Raw genomic sequence first — 17,584 nt, forward strand, 5'->3', positions numbered from 1 at the left:
GCCGCCAACCGGCCCGCGCTGTCAAGTGCCCGCACACCGCGCGCAGTTCGAGCGGCCGACCGGCCTGAGGCGCCCTTACGGCCGACGCGCCCCGTGCGGTACGGTCCCTGCGGCTTGCTCGACCCGGCGAACGCGGCCCTGCGCGAAAGATGGGACCGCGATGCCCTCAAGACCCCCGGCCGCCCTGGCGGCCGCGGCCCTGACCGCCGGACTGCTCGCGTCCGCGCTGACCGCCGCCCCCGCGACGGCCGCGCCGACCACCAAGCCGACCGCCGCGGCGGCCGAACTCGTCAAGGACCCCGCCGCCTACGTCGATCCGCTCATCGGCAGCCGCAATGGCGGCAACACCTACCCCGGCGCCGTCGTCCCCTTCGGCATGCTCTCCTGGAGCCCCGAGAACACCCGCGGCAACGCCACCCGCACCGCCGCCCCCGGCGGCTACCAGTACGACGCGACCCGCATCCGGGGCTTCAGCCTCACCCATATGTCCGGCACCGGCTGCGCGGGCGGCTCCGGCGACATCCCCTTCTTCCCCTTCCCGGGCGAGGTCACCTCGTCCCCCGCCGCGGACACCAAGGACGAGGTGTACGCGTCCGACTTCCGGCACGAGGACGAGACCGCGCGGCCCGGCGGGTACCAGGTCACCCTCGCCTCCGGCGCCGGAGCCGATCTGACCGCCACCGCCCGCACCGGATCCGCCCGCTTCACCTACCCCGAGGGCAAGGCTGCCTCGCTGCTCATCCGCACCTCCGCGGCCGAAGTCGGCAGCACGGACGCGGACATCACGATCGACCCGGCGCACCGCACCGTCTCCGGCTCGGTCACCAGCGGCAACTTCTGCGGCTACCTCGACCCCGAAGGGCGCCGCAGCTACTACACACTCCACTTCACCGCCACCTTCGACACCGCGTTCACCGCCCACGGCACCTGGCAGGACGACCGGCTGCGCCCCGGCACCACGACCGCCGAGGGCGGCACCGGCGGGTACGGCACCGACGGCCGCCCCGTCGCCGGGAAGGGCTCCGGCGGCTACCTCCGCTTCCCCGACGGCACCCGCCGGGTCGGGGTCAAGGTCGGCATCAGCTACGTCGGCCAGGCGGGCGCCAAGGCCAACCTGGCCGCCGAGAACCCGCCGGGGCGCGGCTTCGGGCAGGTGCGCGACGCCGCGTACGACGCCTGGCGCCGCCGGCTGGCCGACATCAGGGTCGGCGGCGGCTCGGACACGGACCGCACCACGTTCTACACCGCGCTCTACCACTCGCTGCTGCACCCCAACGTCATCAGCGACACCGACGGCCGCTACCGGGGCAGCGACGGCGAGGTCCACTCGGTGACGCCGGGCCACCGGGCCCAGTACGGCACCTTCTCCGGCTGGGACGTCTACCGCTCCCAGGTCCAGCTGCTCACGCTCCTCGACCCCGGCCGCGGCTCCGACATCGCGCAGTCGCTGCTGAACTTCGCGCGCCAGAACGGCGGCGTATGGGACCGGTGGATCCACAACTCCTCCGGCACCCATGTCATGAACGGCGATCCGTCGGCCGCCGCCCTCGCCGGGATCCGGGCCTTCGGCGGCACCCGTTTCGACCTCGACGGCGCCCTCGACTCGCTGGTCCAGGCCGCCACCGTGCCGACGGAGAAGGACACAAGCCCGGCCGGTAAGCCGATCATGTCGGTGGGCCAGCGGCCCTCCCTCGACAAGTATCTGAAGCTGCACTACATGCCGTCCGTCTCCAACGCCTGGGGCGGCGCGGCCGAGACCCTGGAGATGTCCGGCGCGGACTTCGCGATCTCGCAGCTCGCCGAGGCGGCGGGGGAGCCGGACACCGCCCGCGCCTTCACGGCCCGCGCCCAGTGGTGGCAGAACAACTTCAACGCCGCCGCCGATCCGGACACCGGTGGCTACATGGCCAACCGCAAGGCGGACGGCAGCTGGGTCACCGGCTTCACCCCGGCCACCGGCAACGGTTTCGTCGAGGGCACCAGCGCCCAGTACACCTGGATGGTGCAGCACAACCCGGCGGGCCTGTTCGCCGCCCTGGGCGGCAGGGACGCCGCGGTGGGGCGCCTGGACTCCTTCTTCCACGACGCCGACGGCGGCTGGGCGCTCACCGGGGCGGGCGGCGAGAAGGCCGAACTGGACAACGAGCCGTCGATCAACGTGCCGTATCTGTACGCCTACGCCGGAGCGCCGTACAAGACCCAGGAGACCGTCCGCGCGGCGATGCGGCAGCTGTGGAGCACCGAGCCCGGCGGTATCCCGGGCAACGACGACCTCGGCGAGATGTCGTCCTGGTACGTGTTCTCGGCCCTCGGCATGTATCCGCAGGTCCCCTCCCGCGCCGAACTGGTGCTGGCGTCGCCGCTGTTCCCGCGCGTGGAGATCGAGCGCGGCGGCCGTGACATCTCCATCCGGGCCCCGCAGGCGGCGCCGGACGCGCCGTACGTCCAGTCGCTGAAGGTCGACGGCCGGGCGAGCGGCCGGCCCTGGCTGCCGGAGTCGTTCATCGGGCGCGGCGGCACGCTGGAGTACGCCCTGGGCACCGAGCCCAACCGCTCCTGGGGCTCGGCCGTGGCCGACGCGCCCCCGTCGTTCCGTGACGGCGAGCAGCCGTACCAGATCGGCGTGGGGCCCACCACCGGCACCGTGGCGCCCGGCGAGAGCCTGACGGTGAAGGTGGCCGCCGTCCCCGTCCGCGACGGTGACCGCCCCGAGGTGCGCTTCACCGCCGACGCCCCGGACGGGCTCACCGCCTCGCCCGCCTCCGGGACGGTGGGGCCCGACGGCACGGCCGAGATCACCCTGCGGGCCGGGAAGGACACCGCCGAGGGCTTCTACGACGCCAAGGTGACGGTGACCGGCGAGGGCACGGACGTCGTCCAGCCGGTCACGGTGACCGTCGCCGGGCCCGGCAGCCTGCTCGCCGCGTACAACAACGTCGGCGCCACCGACGACGCGGGCGAGCACGACGAGGGCGACTACGACGGCGGCGGCTGGAGCTATTCGCGCCAGGCCCTGACCGAGGCCGGTCTCGCGCCGGGCGCCCGGGGCACCGTCCAGGGCCTGGAGTTCACCTGGCCCGGCTCGCCCGCCGGCCGCCCCGACAACGCCTCGGCCGACGGCCAGACCATCGGCCTGCCGGCCTCCACCGCCCTGTCGTTCGTCGGCAGCGCGGTCAACGGCAACCAGGAGACCACCGCCAAGATCACCTACACCGATGGCAGTTCGGACAGCGCCGAGCTGGCCTTCACCGACTGGACGGTGGGCGGCGGCGGAGGGACGGTCCAGTACGGCAACGTGACCGTCGCCAGGACCCCGTACCGCAACATCAGCGGCGGGGACAAGGACGTCGTGGACGCCTACATCTTCGCGACGAAGGCGTTCCGGGCGCCGGACGGCAAGACGATCAAGAGCGTCACGCTGCCGGACAACGCGGACCTCCACGTCTTCGCGATCGCCCGCGGCTGACGGCCGGGCGGCCGGTCCCGTACGGGGGTGTTCACCGGCCCACCCCGGCCGGTGAACACCCCGGCAGGTGAACACCCCAGTCCCGGCAACGCCCTTGCGCCCCGGCGACACCACGCCCTTTACTTGATCGCTGCCCGGCGGCCGCCCGCGTGACGGCCGGCCGCCACCCGTATCGCCGCACCGCCCGCCCCGCCGTACCGCCCTCCCGCGACGGCAGGCCAACACCGGAGGTGGACCACATCAGCACGCGGCCCCTGACGTTCGTCGTCGGCACCGGACGCAGCGGCTCCACCGCGCTGTCGCACGTCCTGAACCTGCACCCCGGCATCCTCAGCGTCAACGAGCTGTTCACCTCCCTCGGCGCGGAGCCCCACCGCCATCCGCTGCCCGGGCGGGTCCTGACCGGCGCGGACTTCTGGCAGCTGGTCACCCGGCCGAACGAGGAGTTCGACCGGATGATCCGCAGCGGCATCCCGGCGCCGGAACTCCTCTACCACCGGCGCCCCGGCCGCTTCTCGGCCGAGACCACCGGTATCCCCGCCCTGTGCACGATGGTCCTGCCGCATCTCACCGACGACCCGGACGCGCTCTTCGACGAGCTCGCGCCGCGCGTCTCGGCCTGGCCCGGCCGCCCCGTCGCCCGGCACTACGAGGCGCTGTTCGGGCTGCTGGCCGACCGGTTCGGCGGCGGCGTGGTCGTCGAGCGCTCCGGTGGCTCGCTGAGCTGGGTGCCCTGGATCCGGGAGGCGTTCCCCGAGGCGCGGTTCGTCCATATGTTCCGGGACGGACCGGACTGCGCGCTGTCGATGAGCCGCCACCCGGGCTTCCGGATGATCCTGCGCACCATGGACGCCAGGAGCGCGTCCGGGGCGGGCCCGCTGGTGCCCCGGCTCACCGACCAGCACCTGAAGACCCTGCCGCCGGACCTCGCGGGGCTGTTCGCCGAACGGTTCGACCCCGCGCTGCTGATGGCGGCGCCCGTGCCGGTCGCCAGGTTCGGCGAGATGTGGTCGCGCCTGATCAGCCGGGGCCTGACGGCGCTGTCACGGGTCCCGGAGGGCTCCCGTACGGCCCTGTCCTACGAGGGACTGCTCGACGCGCCCCGGTCGGAGCTGACCCGGCTGGCGGAGTTCGTCGGCGTCGAGGCCACGGAGGAGTGGCTGACGGCGGCCGAGGCCACGCTCGACCACAGCCGGCGCGGCTCCGCCCTCCGCCTCCCCCCGGACGAGCTGTCCGCCTTGCGGAAGTCCTGCGCTCCGGGCACCGAGGCGCTGCGCGCGGCCCTGGCGGGCGCCTAGGGCCTGTCGTCAAAGGGGGCGCCCTAGCGCTCCCGGCCCGGAATTCGCTGACAGCCGGGATTCTGCTCCCCAGCCGGGATTCCGCCCACCGCGTGTCTGCTCACAGCAGACGCCGATTCCGCCGGTGCCGCCCGGCGGGCAGAGTCACCGTCATGAGACTTCTGCTGCTGGGCGGTACGGAATTCGTGGGGCGCGCCGTCGCCGAGGAGGCGCTGGCGCGCGACTGGCAGGTGACGGTGTTCAACCGCGGACGCCACGACCCGCCCCCGGGCGTGGCCGCCCTGCGGGGCGACCGGAGCGCCGTGGGCGGCCTGGCGGCCCTGGAGGCGCCCGGGGCGGGGGAGTGGGACGTCGTGGTCGACACCTGGACGGGCGCGCCGTCGGCCGTGCGCGACGCGGCCCGGCTGCTGGCCGGGCGGGCGGGGCAGTACGTCTACATCTCCAGCCGGTCCGTCTACGCCTACCCCGCCCCGGCCGGGCTCGACGAGGACGGCCCGCTGGTGGAGGCGTCGCCGGACGCGGACGAGGCCGAGTACGCCCAGGCCAAGCGGGGCGGGGAGCTGGCGGCGCAGGCGGCGTTCGGCGAGCGGGCGCTGCTGGCCCGGGCGGGGCTGATCCTGGGCCCGTACGAGAACGTCGGGCGGCTGCCGTGGTGGCTGACGCGTATCTCCCGGGGCGGCCCGGTCCTGGCACCGGGGCCGCGCGAGCTGGCGCTCCAGTACATCGACGTCCGCGACCTGGCCGGCTGGGTGCTGGACGCGGCCGAGCGCGGGCTCGGCGGCCCGTACAACCTGGTGAGCCCGCCGGGCCAGGCGACCTTCGGCGAGCTGCTCGAGGCATGCGCGGCCGTCACCGGGTCGGATGCCGAGCTGTGCTGGACGGACCCGGAGGCGGTCCTTTCCGCCGGTGTCGAGCCGTGGACCGAGCTGCCGGTCTGGCTGCCGCCGGGGGAGCTGTCAGACACGATGTACGGCGGGGATGTGTCCCGGGCGCTCGCCACGGGCCTGCGCTGCCGCCCCGTGGCCGAGACCGTGGCCGCCACCTGGGAGTGGCTGCGGCGGCTGGGCGGCCGGGCGCCCCAGCGTCCGGACCGCCCGCAGGTGGGTCTCGACCCGGAGCGGGAGGCGAAGGTGCTGAGGGCGGCCGGACACGTGTAGCGGCCGGACACCTGTAGGGGAGTCCGGCCGCCCCTTCGACGACCGACAGGCGCTAGGCGGAGGGCGTCTGCCGTGGCCCCGGGACCGGGCGTACCGGGTGCTTGCTCATGATCGAGACCCGGTTGAACGCGTTCATGGCGATCGCCACCCAGATCACCGCCGAGATCTCGTCGTCGGACAGCACCTGGCGCGCCTCGCCGTAGGCCGCCTCCTGCGCGGCGGCGTCCGCGGGGGTGGTGGTCGCCTCGGCGAGGCCGAGCGCGGCCCGCTCCCGCGCGGTGAACACCTCGGTGTCGCGCCACGCCGCCAGCACGCCCAGGCGCTGTGTCGTCTCACCCGCCCGCAGCGCGGCCTTGGTGTGCAGGTTCAGACAGAAGGCGCAGCGGTTGATCTGGGACACGCGCAGATTGACCAGCTCCACGAGCGTCCGGTCGAGCCCCGCCTCGGCGGCGGTCTCCCGGACCGCCTCGGCGGTCTGCACCAGCGCGCCGTAGGCCTGCGGGCTCTGCTTGTCGACGAAGATCCGCTTCCCCCGCCCCCCGGCGGAGGCCGCCTTGTCGATCGAGGTCGCCGCGGAGGTCGCTGCCGTGTCCGTCACCTGCACTCCTTCACCGGGCCGCGTCGGCCGCTTCCGGTATGTTGCGCACCTCACCGAGGTGTCGATCTATCATCGTTATTATTATTGTTGAGCGTACAACTATCACCACTTGGGAGGCGTCGCACCATGAGCAACACCGAGACCCAGCCCGCCGTGCAGCGCTGCGGCGCCTCCCCCGAGGGAGAGGCCGCCCCGCGCGTGGAGGTGCTGACCCCGCGCGACGTCCCGCTGGGCGGCCCGCGCGCGATGACCGTACGACGCACCCTGCCACAGCGGGCCAGGTCGCTGATCGGCGCCTGGTGCTTCGCGGACCACTACGGCCCTGACGACGTCTCCGTCAGCGGCGGGATGGACGTCGCCCCGCATCCGCACACCGGTCTGCAGACGGTGAGCTGGCTGTTCAGCGGGGAGATCGAGCACCGCGACAGCCTGGGCAGCCACGCCTACGTACGGCCGGGTGAGCTGAACCTGATGACCGGCGGCCACGGGATCAGCCACTCCGAGGTCTCCACCACCCGGACCACGATCCTGCACGGCGTACAGCTGTGGGTGGCGCTGCCCGAGGCACACCGGCACACCGACCGCGACTTCCAGCACTATGTGCCGAGCCCCATCGCCCTGCCCGGAAACCGGGCGGGCGGAAACCAGGCAGCTGGGGACGGGGCGGCCGGGGACGGGGCGGCCGAGGGCGGAGCGGTCGCGGACGGGCCCGTGGGCGAGGTCAGGGTCTTCCTCGGCTCCCTCGCGGGCGACACCTCACCGGTGCCCACCTTCAGTCCCCTGCTGGGCGCCGAGATCATCCTCGAGCCGCACGCCACGGTCCGCCTGGCCATCGACCCAGGCTTCGAGCACGGCGTCCTCGTGGACCGTGGTGAGGTCCGCATGGCCGATACGCTCCTGAACCCCGCCGAACTCGGCTACCTCGCCCCCGGGAACGGGACGCTCGAGCTGACGAACACCACGGACTCCACCGCCCGGATGGTGCTGCTCGGCGGGACGCCGTTCGGGGAGCAGATCGTGATGTGGTGGAACTTCATCGGGCGGTCGCACGAGGACATCGCGCAGGCCCGCGAGGACTGGATGACGGGCTCGCGCTTCGGCGAGGTGACGGGGTACGACGGCGACCGGCTGCCCGCGCCAGAGCTGCCGAACATGCCGCTGAAGCCGCGCGGCAACGCGCGCTGACCTGGGGAAAAGTCTGTCGTTTCCCGGCGGGACCTGAGCCGTCTCCTGCAGCGGTCCGGCTGGCGAGCAAGCTGCCGACCCCGGTCGTCTCAGGGCAGCAGCCCGTGATGGGGGAAGACCGCCCGGCGGGTCGCGAGGATCGCCTGGTCCAGCCGGTCCCCCGGGTCGTACCCCTCCTCCCCGAAGTCCCGCCACTGCGGCGACCGCCGCGAGTACTACTCCTCAATCCTGATCACTGCCGAAAAGTCCTCTCCGCGCGGGAACGCCGAACTCCTCGGCAGATACACCACGGCGATCGCCCACAGCCCTGCTCGGTGGTTCCGAATCCGCGACTGTGACGCCCAGGCCCGCCTGTTTATTGCCGCCGCCCTCGCCTGCAACGACGTCGAGGGCGCATGGCTGTCAGAAGACCAGAACCAGGTCCTCACCGAAATTTGCGACGCGATGTACGACGCGATCGCCTATCACAAGCACCGCGCCGAGGGCGAGATCTGCAACACCTTCGCCTACGCCAGCCCTGACCTGCGCCAACGAACCTACCGCAGCTACCGTGAGACGCTTTGGGAAATCGATGCCCACTGGGGCGACACGCCAGAGCGGACTCCGGTCGTCAACTTTCTTCGGGGCATCGCCGGTCCCATCCATATGACGATGCGCCGTTACCGTTTCGTTGAGGACGGACTCACCATCGGCAACTCCGAATCGGTCGATACCATCGCCCAGGCGCGTAAGAACGTCAAACTCTGGTACCGACTCAACTCGACCCCACAGGAAAACAGCTACTATCAGGAAATCCTTGCCAGTCAAGACCGAGTGCTGTTTCCCGGATTCGCTGAGATTCTTGAGAAGGCCAGGCAGGATTGCCCTGGCTGTGAATACCCCTCCCAATACACGCCGCTACCCAATCAATTCGCGAGCGTCCGCGTCTGCGCCGCACATCAGGACGCGTTCAACACTCACCTCGCGGAACTCCCCACCCGGGCCCGTCACACCCTCGGACTGTGAAGATGCCCTGACCGGCCGGAGAGTTGATCCTCCTTGGGGCCGTCTTGCGCGAGATCCCGTCCCCGGGTCTCGTCGGTGTGCCAGACCACGGTGGCGCTGACCAGGCAGGTGGCCAGCATGTACAGCGCGACCAGCCAGGGGTCGTCGCCTCCGGCGGCCGACAGCAGAAGCGCTCCGATCAGCGGCGCGAGACCGCCGCCGACGACGGCGGCCAGCTGGTAGCCCATGGACACCCCGGTGTAGCGGGTGCTGGTGCCGAACATCTCGGAGAACAGCGCGGGCACCGGGCCGAGCAGCGAGCCCATCGGCAGCGGCGCGAGGATTCCCAGCGCGATCAGCATCAGCGGCAGAGACCCCGTGTTGATCAGGGCGAAGACCGGGAACGCCATGGCGCCGAGGGTGACCGCCGCGCCCAGCAGGACCGGACGCCGGCCGACCCGGTCGGACCAGGCCGCGGAGACCGGTATCGCGATCGCCGCCGCAACGCCGTTGACGAGTTGGCCGATCAGGATCTCGGTGCGCCCATAGCCGACGTCCTTCGCGAAGCTGATGGCGAAGACACTGGTCAGGGCCTGGGACACGGTGGCTCCGAAGACCACGAAACACGCCTGAAGCAGGGGCCCCGGCTTGCGAAAGATCTCGACCAGCGGTCTGCGCACCACGGACTCGCTCCGCTGGACCTCGGTGAACAGCGGGCTCTCGGTCACCTTCAGCCGTACGAACAGACCGATCGTGAGCAGGGCGGCACTCAGCAGGAACGGGACCCGCCAGCCCCAGGACAGGAACTCGTCGTCGGGCAGGGTGGAGAACAGCATGAGGGCGAGGGTGGACAGCACCGTGCCGGCCGGCCCTCCCATCTGCACCAGACTGGTCAGCAGTCCGCGCCGGCGCGACGATGCGTGCTCGGCGGTCAGCAGCGCGGCCCCGCCCCACTCGCCGCCGACGGCGACGCCCTGGACGAGCCGCAGCACGATCAGCAGCGTGGGTGCCAGGTTGCCGACCTGGTCATGTGTGGGGAGCAGCCCGATGAGCGTGCTGGCGATGCCCATCATCGCCATCGAGACCACCAGCATCGCCTTGCGGCCGAGCCGGTCCCCGAAGTGGCCGAAGATCGCCCCGCCCAGGGGGCGGGCCAGATAGCCGACGGCGAAGGTGCCGAAGGAGGCGATCGTCCCGGCCACGGGGGAGAGGTTGGTGAAGAAGAGCTTGTCGAACACGAGGGATGCGGCAGTGCCGTAGAGCAGGAAGTCGTAGTACTCGATCGTGCTGCCGAGCCAGCCGGACAGCACGACACGGCGGATCTGCGCACGGTTCTCCGTGCCGGATCCCGGGTCGAGCCGAGACATCGCGATACCCCTTTGCCTGTGCGGATGCGGGCGTGCCTGTGCGGATACGGGCGTGCGTAGGCGGATACGGGCGTGCGTGGGCGTTGATCCGGACTCTGGGAGGACTGTGGGAGCGTCGCGGCGTCAGACCGGCCGGCGGGTCTCCCGGTAGTGGGCGAGGGCCCGGTCGACGAGTTCGCCGGCGGCACCGGTGTAGTGGCCGGGGTCGAGCAGTTCGGCCAGTTCGGCCGCGTCGACGTGGCCGTTCAGCTCGGGAAGGTCCAGCAGGACCGCGCTCAGTGGTCTGCCGGTGCGTGTCGTCTCCGCCGCGGCCCGGCTCATCATCGACTTCGCCGTGGCCTTGCCGACCACGGGCGCCAGCACGGCGGCCAGCCGCTCGGTGATCAGCAGACTGCCGGTCATCCCCAAGTTGTCCCGCATCCGCCCGGGGCGCACGCTCAGCCCTTCGGCCAGTTCGACGGCGGTGTGCGCGGCGCCTCCCGCCAGCCGCAGACACTCCCGCATCGGCTGCCACTCGGCGTGCCAGACCCCGGCGGGCCGCTCGTCCTCGGCCAGCATGGCCTGCGCCAGCACCATGGCGAGAGCGGGGACTTGAAGGGCCGCCGAGCGAATGAGCGTGGCCAGCGCCGGGTTCCGCTTGTGCGGCATCGCCGACGACACCCCGCGTCCGGCCGCCGCCGGCTCGGAGACCTCGGCGATCTCGGTGCGGGAGAGTGTCTGGACGTCCACGGCGAACTTGCCGAGCGCCCCGGTGACCTCGGTGAGCGTCGATCCGATCCGGGCGATGGGGGCGCGGGCCGTATGCCAGGGCAGCACCGGTTCGGCCAGCCCCAGCTCGGCGGCGAAGGCGGAGAGCAACTTCTCCCCGTACCCCGCGACGTACCCCGACTCCGCGAGGCGGGCGTACTCCAGATAGCCCGCCAGGGTGCCCGCCGCGCCGCCGAGCTGGACGGGCAGCTGTGCGCGCAGCACACGCAGCCGCTCCCCGGCCTCCAGGACGGCCTGCAGCCAGCCCGCCGCCTTCAGCCCGAAGGTGACGGGCACCGCGTGCAGCGCGAGGGTGCGCCCCGGCATGGCGGTGTCCCGGTGGTCCTCGGCGAGCCGGGCCAGCGCCGCGGCCACCCGGTCCAGATCGGCCAGGATCAGCCCCGTGGTCCGGTGCGCGACCAGCATCGCGGCGCTGTCCATGATGTCCTGGCTCGTGGAGCCCCGATGCACGTACTCGGCCGAGTCCGGGTCGGTCTGGGCGACGGCGGCGGTCAGCTCCTCCACCAGCGCCACCACCGGGTTGGCGGCGCCGCGGCTGCGACGGGCCAGCCGTACGAGGTCGAGCCGGCCGGCCTGCGCGGTACGGGTGATGGCCGCGGCGGCCGCCTCGGGCACGACACCCAGCCGGGCCTGGGCCCGGACCAGGCCCGCTTCCGCGTCCAGCAGCGCCTGGAGCCATGCCTCGTCACAGGTCGCGGTTTCCGCCGGGGCGCCCGCGCGCACCGGGGACAGCAGTCCGGAGTCCAGGCCGCATTCGACGGCCGGAGTGGGGGCGTCCTGCGCACTCATACCGTGGCCTTCGTGGTCTCGGTTTCCGTCTCGGGAGTTTCCGTCTCGGACACCTCGGTGGCCAGCGAGAGTGCGGCCCGCGCGATCGTATCGGCATCGCTGAGCGTCACCGAGTTGACGCCAGGACGGATGCCCGCGGCGGTCACCCAGTGCACCGCTTCCGTGGGCACACCGAAGGCGAACCGCCTCGGATGCGGATGGCCCGACGCGTCGAGCAGTTGGAAGCGGCCTTCGGTCACGTCCAGGCCGCCGGTCTGGTAGGCCGTGCCGTCGGGGTTGGGTATCCGGTGCGGTCGGCACGCGCCGCTGACCAGCAGATACGTCAGCAGGGGATCGGCGGTCCTGCGTACGTCGATATCGGGCAGCCGGGCGTCGATGAGGGCCGTGGTCCACACCTCGGACCCCGGTACGGAGCCCGCTTTGACGGCGAAGACCCCGGCTTCGTCGTCGGCGTGCGCGGTCACGTCGGGGCCCAGGACCTCCAGCAGGCCCGCGTCGATCAGGGCCACGGCCTCCTCGATCCGCTGGACGGGTGGGCCGATGGAGAGGAAGGCGTTCAACGGCGTGTACCACCGTTCGAGGTCCTGGCGGTGGGAGCGGCCGGTGAGACCCCGGTGGTCGACCAGCAGCCGCACCTCGTTCCGCAGATCGCGCAGCACATCCAGCGCGGCCTTCAGCGGGCCGCGGACATTGCCCGCCCGCGCCTCGGCGATGTCCTGGCGCAGATGGTCCAGCAGCCAGTCGCGGAAGTCGGTGGGGCTGGTGAACTTCCGGTCGCCGTACGGGCGGGCGATCCGCTCCCAGTCCCATCTGCGGTCGCGGGGGAAGCCGAAGGTGTCCAGGAGCCGGGTCTCCTCCGGCGTGTCCCAGGGGAGGGCGAGATAGCGTCTGCGGAACGCCTCGGCTGCCCGTACGCCCTGTGACGCCGTAAGCGAGGTGGCGTAGTAGACCGTCTCCACCTCCTTCGCCACCAGCGGCCATATGTCGCGGCGAAAGTCGATCCCACCGTTCGACGCCTGTGCGCGCAGACCGTCGATCACTTCGGGGGTAAGTATGGCGGGAATGTGCCGCCCGTGCGGGCCCTTCTCGTTCTCGCCCCGGGAGTGGAAGGGGATGCCGCGCCGGGAACCGGCGTACAGACGCGGCTCGTTGCCGGACGCGAGATAGGTGAGGGAGCCGTCCTCCTCGCGTTCGAACCGCCCGCCGCGCCCCACGGTGAACAGGGCGATGTAGTCGAAGGCGCAGAGGCCGAGGCCGAGCAGGGCGACGAGCTCCTTCGGGCGCACCTGGCCGAGATCCGCGTCCGCCGGGTTGGCCGGCGGGAAGTACAGCAGCTCGCGCTCGGCCGCGAACCGGCTCAGTGCGGCCTCGCGTCCGGTGGCGGCGGTGGGCAGATGGCCCTGGGCGAGCACCACCGCGTGCAGCCCGTCGAGCCAGCTGCCGTCGTCCAGCTGCACGGTTTGCAGATCGCCGGCCCCGGGCTCCGCGATCCGGATGTCCTCCCCGGCCGCCGTCGTCGGGGGAGCGGCGTCGTCCAGGGCGACGACGCGTGCCTCGTGGACCTGGACCAGGACATGGTCCGGTGCCGCGCTCACGACGCGGTGGAACACCCATTCCAGATAGTGCCCGTAGAAGGCCCGGCTGGGATACGAGTCCGGCCCCAGCGCGGCGGCCTCCTCAAGGATCAAGGGCCGGTACTGGTACCGGTCGAAGGGCCCCATCAGCGTGAGGAACCTGGCCCATTCGTACAGGCTCGGACCGGGCGCCAGCGGGCCCTCGAGGTCCACACTGTCGTCGGTGAACATGGTCACCTGTGAGGCGACGGTGTTCATCAGCAGGTGTCGCGACTGCGCGGTGCGCCACACCTTGCCCGCACCCGCCGGGTGGGGGTCCACGACATGCACGGTGATCTGCGTATCGGACCCCGTGTGCCGGGCGTTGGCACAGATTCTCTCCAGCACCGAGAGTCCTCGAGGCCCCATGCCGATGATGCAGATGTCGAGTCGTCGGCCAGCCATCAATTCTCCAATGGGTTGCTTGCGTCAAACCGACGGACAGCAGCCCGGAGCGTGGACGGCCGTCTGCGCACACTCCACCGCCCCGCCGCCCGGGAGTCGTCCCGGGCGGCGAGTGGTGATTCACAGGAGGTTCAAGAGGGGTGATTCACAGGAGGTTCAATCCGAACTCGTCCGACAGCCCTTCCGCGCCCGCGGGGGTCACCACGACCGCCCGCTTGTGCTCACGCGCTCGGGCGATCCAGCCCAGCTCGAACAGCTGGTCCGTCAGGGCCGTTGCCGCGGTCCCGGCCAGGTGGTGGCGGCGCTCGCTCCAGTCCACGCACCCTTTGATCAGCGGCTGTCCCTCGATCTCCAACGGGCCGGAGGCCAGGCCGAGCGGCTTGTCCGCGTCCCAGCGCTCCGTGTCGATCTCCAGGCCGCTCTCCTCACGGCGCACCAGCCCCCGGTCGAGCAACGCGCCCGCCAGCTCCACCCCGATGCGCCCGGCCAGGTGCCGGTAGCAGGTACGTGCGTGGCTGAGGGTCTTCAGCAGCCGCGCGGACCGCAGCGAGGTGGGAGGCCTCAGCGGTGCGATGACCGCCAGCGCCTCGATCAACTCGGCCACCTGCGGGCTCGAGATCCGGTAGTAGGCGTGCCGCCCCATGCGGTCGACGGAGAGCAGACCGCGGTCCACCAGACGGGAGAGGTGTTCGCTCGCCGTGGGCCTGGAGACGCCCGCGATCGAGGCGAGTTCACCGGCGGGCATCACAAAGTCTCCCGCCAACGCGCTGACCATCGTGGCGCGTGTCGTATTACCCAAAAGCTCGGCTACGGTCGCGATATCGGGCCGTGGCTGCCCGGGGTCCAGCATGCTTTCTCCGTTGTCACGCCGTGGGTTGTGAGGGGGGAATATGTGCTACGCACTGCACCTCCACCTGGAGGTTGGGCAGAGGTAGCCCGGAAACGGCCACCGCGGTGCTCGAGACCAGAATTTCCCCAAGGATCTCCCTTCGAATGTCGAAGAAACGCGGGGCATTGCGCATATCCGTCAGATAGATGGTCATGGACACCAGGTGTTCCATACCACCGCCCGCCGCGCTCAGCACGCGCCGGATGTTCTCCATCGCCCGGTACGCCTGCTCGTCGAAGCTGTCACTGACCGGCTTGTAGTCCTCGTCGATCCCGAGCTGGCCCGAGATGAAGAGCAGTCCGCCGGCGCTGACCGCCTGTGCGTACCCGAACCTGCGCGGATCGCCGACGCCGGGCACCTCCACATACCGGACGACCTCGTCATCCGCCGCCGCTCCGGCTTCCCGACGGTCAGTGGTCATGCCTTGGCTCCGATCTCGGACTCGGATACAGGGAGGGCCTGGATGCTGTCGGCCGGCAGTCCCGAGCCGTCCAGCGGTGCGCTGAAGCGGGTCGGCAGCCGCTCCTGGGAGCAGCATTCCGTGAGGTATTCGACGATTCGGCGCCCGGTCTCGCTCTCGGGCGCCGCCGGCACCGGTTCGTTACGGGCGTCGATCAGCGCCGGGCAGAACCCGGCGGAGAGCACTCCCCCGGAGCCGACGCGGACCACGGCCACGCCGGTCATCCGCGCATCCGGGTGGAAGGGCAGCAGCGGGTATTCCTCCTTGGGGCTGATACGGAACTCGCCGAACCGGCGGCTCAGCTCGATCTCGTCCTGCGGCCGCGTCGCGCTGAGATAGCCGTCCTTGGCCAGGCGCTGCGGCAGGTTGGGCAGATCGAAGACGTAGTGCCCGAGCCCGTAGAAGATCGGCTTGCCCTCGTACCACTCGATACCGCGCAGCATGTGGTGGTGGTGCCCGAGGACGATGTCCGCCCCGGAGTCCACGGCCAGCCGGGCCAGTCGGCGCTCGTTGTCGGTCAGTACGAACGGGCGGGTGAAGTCCCCCCAGTGGAAGCTGATCGCGACGATGTCCGCCTGTTCCCGCGCGGCTCGTACGTCACGGGTGAAAGCCTCCACGTCCTCGGGGAAGTTCTCCGTGGTGATGCGGGGCAGCAGCCCGGGATTCCACTCGTTGAGCTCCCACGGCGTATAGCGGGTGTGGGCGCGCAGCGGGGCGAGTCCGGGAACCCCGGCGCGGGCCTCATAGCCGTGGGGGAAGACCGAGGAGTAGGCCAGGAAGGCGATGCGCAGCCCGTCCCGCTCGACGATCGCCGGCGTGCGGGCCTCGGCGATGTCGGCGCCCGCGCCGGCCGTCGCGATGCCCAGGTCGTGCAGCGTGTCCCGGGTGTTGAGCAGCGCCTGGTGACCGCCGTCCACGCTGTGGTTGTTGGCCAGCGACATCACATGGAATCCCGCTCCCGCGAGCGGTGCGGCGTTCTTGGTCGGGGCAACGACGGGAGAACCGGAACTCGGCGCCCTTTCCCAGGTGTCGCTGAAAACTCCTTCGCAGTTGCCGAAGACGACATCCCCGGCGCTCAGTACGTTCTTGGCCACATCAAACGCGGTCTCGGGATTCTCCCGGTCGATGAAGACATCGCCAACCGCGAATAAGGAGACTGCCATGCTCACTCTTTCGGACGCTGGAGACGGGGGTGGTATGTGGGCACTCCGTTTTGCCGAATAAGCCTAGATGCTCCGTGATTCGGGGGCGGCCTAACCGTCGTCGGGTGCGGCGGTCGGTCACTGCCCCGCGGTGCGCGGGGTCAGGCGGGCAACGGGTGCCGGCCCGCATGGCCGATCAGGAGGAGACGGTGCATCGGCGCCTCGAGCACCGCCACACGTTCGAGCCCTGCCTCCGCCAGCCACTGGTCGTAGGCGCTCAGCGTGTAGGCGTCACCGCCGCCGGTGGCCAGCATGGAGGCGGCGAACAGCATGGCGAAGCGGTCCTGCGCCGTCACCGGCCGCGCCTCGTCCACGACGATCTGGTCGGCGATGCAGATGAGGCCGTCGGGGGCGAGGACATCGGCGGCGCTGCGCATCAGCTTCTGTACGGAGTCGGGCGTCTGCAGATGGAAGATGTTGGCGAACAGGATCAGGTCGACGGTCTCGCCCCAGCCGTCCTTCCAGAAGTCGCGGACCGTGCCGGTGAAGCGCGAGCCGACGCCGAGCCGCTCCGCCTGCGCCGTGGCCAGGCGGATGATGCGCGGAGCGTCGATGCCCTCCGCCTTCCAGGCGGGGAACCGCTCGAGCAGCAGCTGGCTGTAGAGGCCGGTCCCACAGCCGACGTCGAGCACCGAGACGGCTTCGTCCTTCTTCCAGCCGGTCTCGGCGAGGGCGGCGGACAGCACGTCCACGATCGGCGGCGCCCAGAAGTTGATGCCGGAGGTCAGATCCTCGTAGTTGGCCTCCGAGATCTGGTTCGTACGGTCGTTGCCCGACTGGTCGCGGGTGCCGTGCCGGACGGCGTCGCCGAGGTTTCGCCAGCCGGCCCAGGCGACATGCCGGTCATGGAGCATCTTGCCCACCAGGCTGAAGGTCCCGCCGGGGAGCAGCGCCTGCCGGAATTCACTCGGAAGGGAGTAGCGGACCTCGCCGCCGAGCTCGGAACGCTCGATCACCCCGTAGGCGAGGAGTCCGCCCAGGAGGACCCGGGTGGCCCGCTGATCGGTTTCGAGCTCGGCGGACATCTCCTCCACCGTGCCGGACCGGTTGGCCAGCCAGGAGAAGACCCCGAGGTCGTGGGCGGCCTCGATGACCGCGGGCGCCCAGAGACCTATCAGATGCTCGTATATCTGATGAGCCGCGCGGACCGTCTTCTGCTCGCCGGTCGTGGCGGACAGAAAGTTGAAGTCCACCAATGTCCTGACGCTGTCGTCACGGCGGGTGGGGGCGCCGGACGCGTACGCGCGGTCGTCGAGTCCGATGACGGAAGTGGGGGATTGTTCAACCATGTGGGTGTTCCTCTCGTTGCCGACCACACGGATCTGGCCCCGGGGAATGGCCGGCGAGAATTGCCGGCGGGAGTGGCCGGCGGGACGTAACAGGGGGGGATGTGACAGCCGCTG

13 protein-coding genes are annotated in these 17,584 nt (G+C 71.2%); 5 read left to right on the forward strand and 8 right to left on the reverse strand.

The genetic code is table 11. The features are described 5' to 3' along the window. The first annotated feature begins 160 nt into the window (after nucleotides 1-160). The 3 genes from ACFV2X_RS18525 to ACFV2X_RS18535 all read left to right on the forward strand — a co-directional run bounded on the left by ACFV2X_RS18525 (nucleotide 161) and on the right by ACFV2X_RS18535 (nucleotide 5,921). A complete protein-coding gene (locus ACFV2X_RS18525) occupies nucleotides 161-3,466 on the forward strand; it encodes a GH92 family glycosyl hydrolase (protein ID WP_385617437.1) in 3,306 nt (1,101 codons plus the stop codon). 149 nt (nucleotides 3,467-3,615) lie between these two features. Then, nucleotides 3,616-4,764, forward strand: coding sequence for a sulfotransferase (locus tag ACFV2X_RS18530; RefSeq protein ID WP_385617439.1), 1,149 nt, complete (start codon nucleotides 3,616-3,618; stop codon nucleotides 4,762-4,764). 152 nt (nucleotides 4,765-4,916) lie between these two features. After that, nucleotides 4,917-5,921: an NAD-dependent epimerase/dehydratase family protein gene (locus tag ACFV2X_RS18535; protein ID WP_385617441.1), complete on the forward strand. Its 1,005-nt coding sequence runs from the start codon at nucleotides 4,917-4,919 to the stop codon at nucleotides 5,919-5,921. Nucleotides 5,922-5,973: 52 nt separating this feature from the next. Here the strand turns inward: ACFV2X_RS18535 and ACFV2X_RS18540 are convergent, their stop codons facing one another. Next, nucleotides 5,974-6,483: a carboxymuconolactone decarboxylase family protein gene (locus ACFV2X_RS18540; RefSeq protein ID WP_385617585.1), complete on the reverse strand. Its 510-nt coding sequence runs from the start codon at nucleotides 6,481-6,483 to the stop codon at nucleotides 5,974-5,976. Between the two features lie 162 nt (nucleotides 6,484-6,645). Here ACFV2X_RS18540 and ACFV2X_RS18545 point away from each other — a divergent pair, with 162 nt between their 5' ends. After that, on the forward strand, nucleotides 6,646-7,704 hold the full coding sequence (locus ACFV2X_RS18545; protein ID WP_385617443.1) for a pirin family protein: 1,059 nt from the start codon (nucleotides 6,646-6,648) through the stop codon (nucleotides 7,702-7,704). Nucleotides 7,705-8,148: 444 nt separating this feature from the next. Beyond that, nucleotides 8,149-8,709 (forward strand): hypothetical protein, encoded by a 561-nt coding sequence (locus ACFV2X_RS18550; RefSeq protein WP_385617445.1) that lies wholly within the window; start codon nucleotides 8,149-8,151, stop codon nucleotides 8,707-8,709. Here ACFV2X_RS18550 and ACFV2X_RS18555 read toward each other — a convergent pair. The 7 genes from ACFV2X_RS18555 to ACFV2X_RS18585 form a co-directional block, all read right to left on the reverse strand. After that, complete coding sequence (locus ACFV2X_RS18555; RefSeq protein ID WP_385617447.1) at nucleotides 8,691-10,055, reverse strand: MFS transporter; 1,365 nt, start codon at nucleotides 10,053-10,055, stop codon at nucleotides 8,691-8,693. The genes ACFV2X_RS18550 and ACFV2X_RS18555 overlap by 19 nt on opposite strands. A gap of 123 nt (nucleotides 10,056-10,178) precedes the next feature. Then, nucleotides 10,179-11,612: a 3-carboxy-cis,cis-muconate cycloisomerase gene (gene pcaB / locus ACFV2X_RS18560; RefSeq protein WP_385617450.1), complete on the reverse strand. Its 1,434-nt coding sequence runs from the start codon at nucleotides 11,610-11,612 to the stop codon at nucleotides 10,179-10,181. Next, entirely contained in the window at nucleotides 11,609-13,630 is a 2,022-nt protein-coding gene (locus ACFV2X_RS18565; protein WP_385617452.1) for an FAD/NAD(P)-binding protein, read from the reverse strand. Before ACFV2X_RS18565 ends, pcaB begins: the two co-directional genes overlap by 4 nt. Before the next feature lie 145 nt (nucleotides 13,631-13,775). After that, the gene (locus tag ACFV2X_RS18570; RefSeq protein WP_385617454.1) at nucleotides 13,776-14,480 is read right to left on the reverse strand and encodes an ArsR/SmtB family transcription factor; all 705 of its coding nucleotides are present in this window, start codon (nucleotides 14,478-14,480) and stop codon (nucleotides 13,776-13,778) included. A gap of 13 nt (nucleotides 14,481-14,493) precedes the next feature. Then, the gene (locus tag ACFV2X_RS18575; protein ID WP_385617456.1) at nucleotides 14,494-14,940 is read right to left on the reverse strand and encodes a RidA family protein; all 447 of its coding nucleotides are present in this window, start codon (nucleotides 14,938-14,940) and stop codon (nucleotides 14,494-14,496) included. Continuing rightward, nucleotides 14,937-16,142, reverse strand: a complete 1,206-nt coding sequence (locus ACFV2X_RS18580; RefSeq protein WP_385617458.1) for a CapA family protein — start codon at nucleotides 16,140-16,142, stop codon at nucleotides 14,937-14,939. The genes ACFV2X_RS18575 and ACFV2X_RS18580 overlap by 4 nt, the downstream gene beginning before the upstream one ends. A gap of 140 nt (nucleotides 16,143-16,282) precedes the next feature. Further along, nucleotides 16,283-17,470 (reverse strand): class I SAM-dependent methyltransferase, encoded by a 1,188-nt coding sequence (locus ACFV2X_RS18585; protein WP_385617460.1) that lies wholly within the window; start codon nucleotides 17,468-17,470, stop codon nucleotides 16,283-16,285. Nucleotides 17,471-17,584: the final 114 nt, after the last annotated feature.

The organism is Streptomyces sp. NPDC059679 (assembly GCF_042734105.1).
Lineage (GTDB): Bacteria > Actinomycetota > Actinomycetes > Streptomycetales > Streptomycetaceae > Streptomyces.

What these genes read in the sequence shown, in the direction of transcription:
- ACFV2X_RS18525 (WP_385617437.1), top strand. Translation starts at nt 161, where the DNA reads ATGCCCTCAAGACCCCCGGCCGCCCTGGCGGCCGCGGCCCTGACCGCC.
- ACFV2X_RS18535 (WP_385617441.1), top strand. Translation starts at nt 4,917, where the DNA reads ATGAGACTTCTGCTGCTGGGCGGTACGGAATTCGTGGGGCGCGCCGTC.
- ACFV2X_RS18545 (WP_385617443.1), top strand. Translation starts at nt 6,646, where the DNA reads ATGAGCAACACCGAGACCCAGCCCGCCGTGCAGCGCTGCGGCGCCTCC.
- ACFV2X_RS18550 (WP_385617445.1), top strand. Translation starts at nt 8,149, where the DNA reads ATGTACGACGCGATCGCCTATCACAAGCACCGCGCCGAGGGCGAGATC.
- ACFV2X_RS18555 (WP_385617447.1), bottom strand. Translation starts at nt 10,055, where the DNA reads ATGTCTCGGCTCGACCCGGGATCCGGCACGGAGAACCGTGCGCAGATC.
- pcaB (WP_385617450.1), bottom strand. Translation starts at nt 11,612, where the DNA reads ATGAGTGCGCAGGACGCCCCCACTCCGGCCGTCGAATGCGGCCTGGAC.
- ACFV2X_RS18565 (WP_385617452.1), bottom strand. Translation starts at nt 13,630, where the DNA reads ATGGCTGGCCGACGACTCGACATCTGCATCATCGGCATGGGGCCTCGA.
- ACFV2X_RS18570 (WP_385617454.1), bottom strand. Translation starts at nt 14,480, where the DNA reads ATGCTGGACCCCGGGCAGCCACGGCCCGATATCGCGACCGTAGCCGAG.
- ACFV2X_RS18575 (WP_385617456.1), bottom strand. Translation starts at nt 14,940, where the DNA reads ATGACCACTGACCGTCGGGAAGCCGGAGCGGCGGCGGATGACGAGGTC.
- ACFV2X_RS18580 (WP_385617458.1), bottom strand. Translation starts at nt 16,142, where the DNA reads ATGGCAGTCTCCTTATTCGCGGTTGGCGATGTCTTCATCGACCGGGAG.
- ACFV2X_RS18585 (WP_385617460.1), bottom strand. Translation starts at nt 17,470, where the DNA reads ATGGTTGAACAATCCCCCACTTCCGTCATCGGACTCGACGACCGCGCG.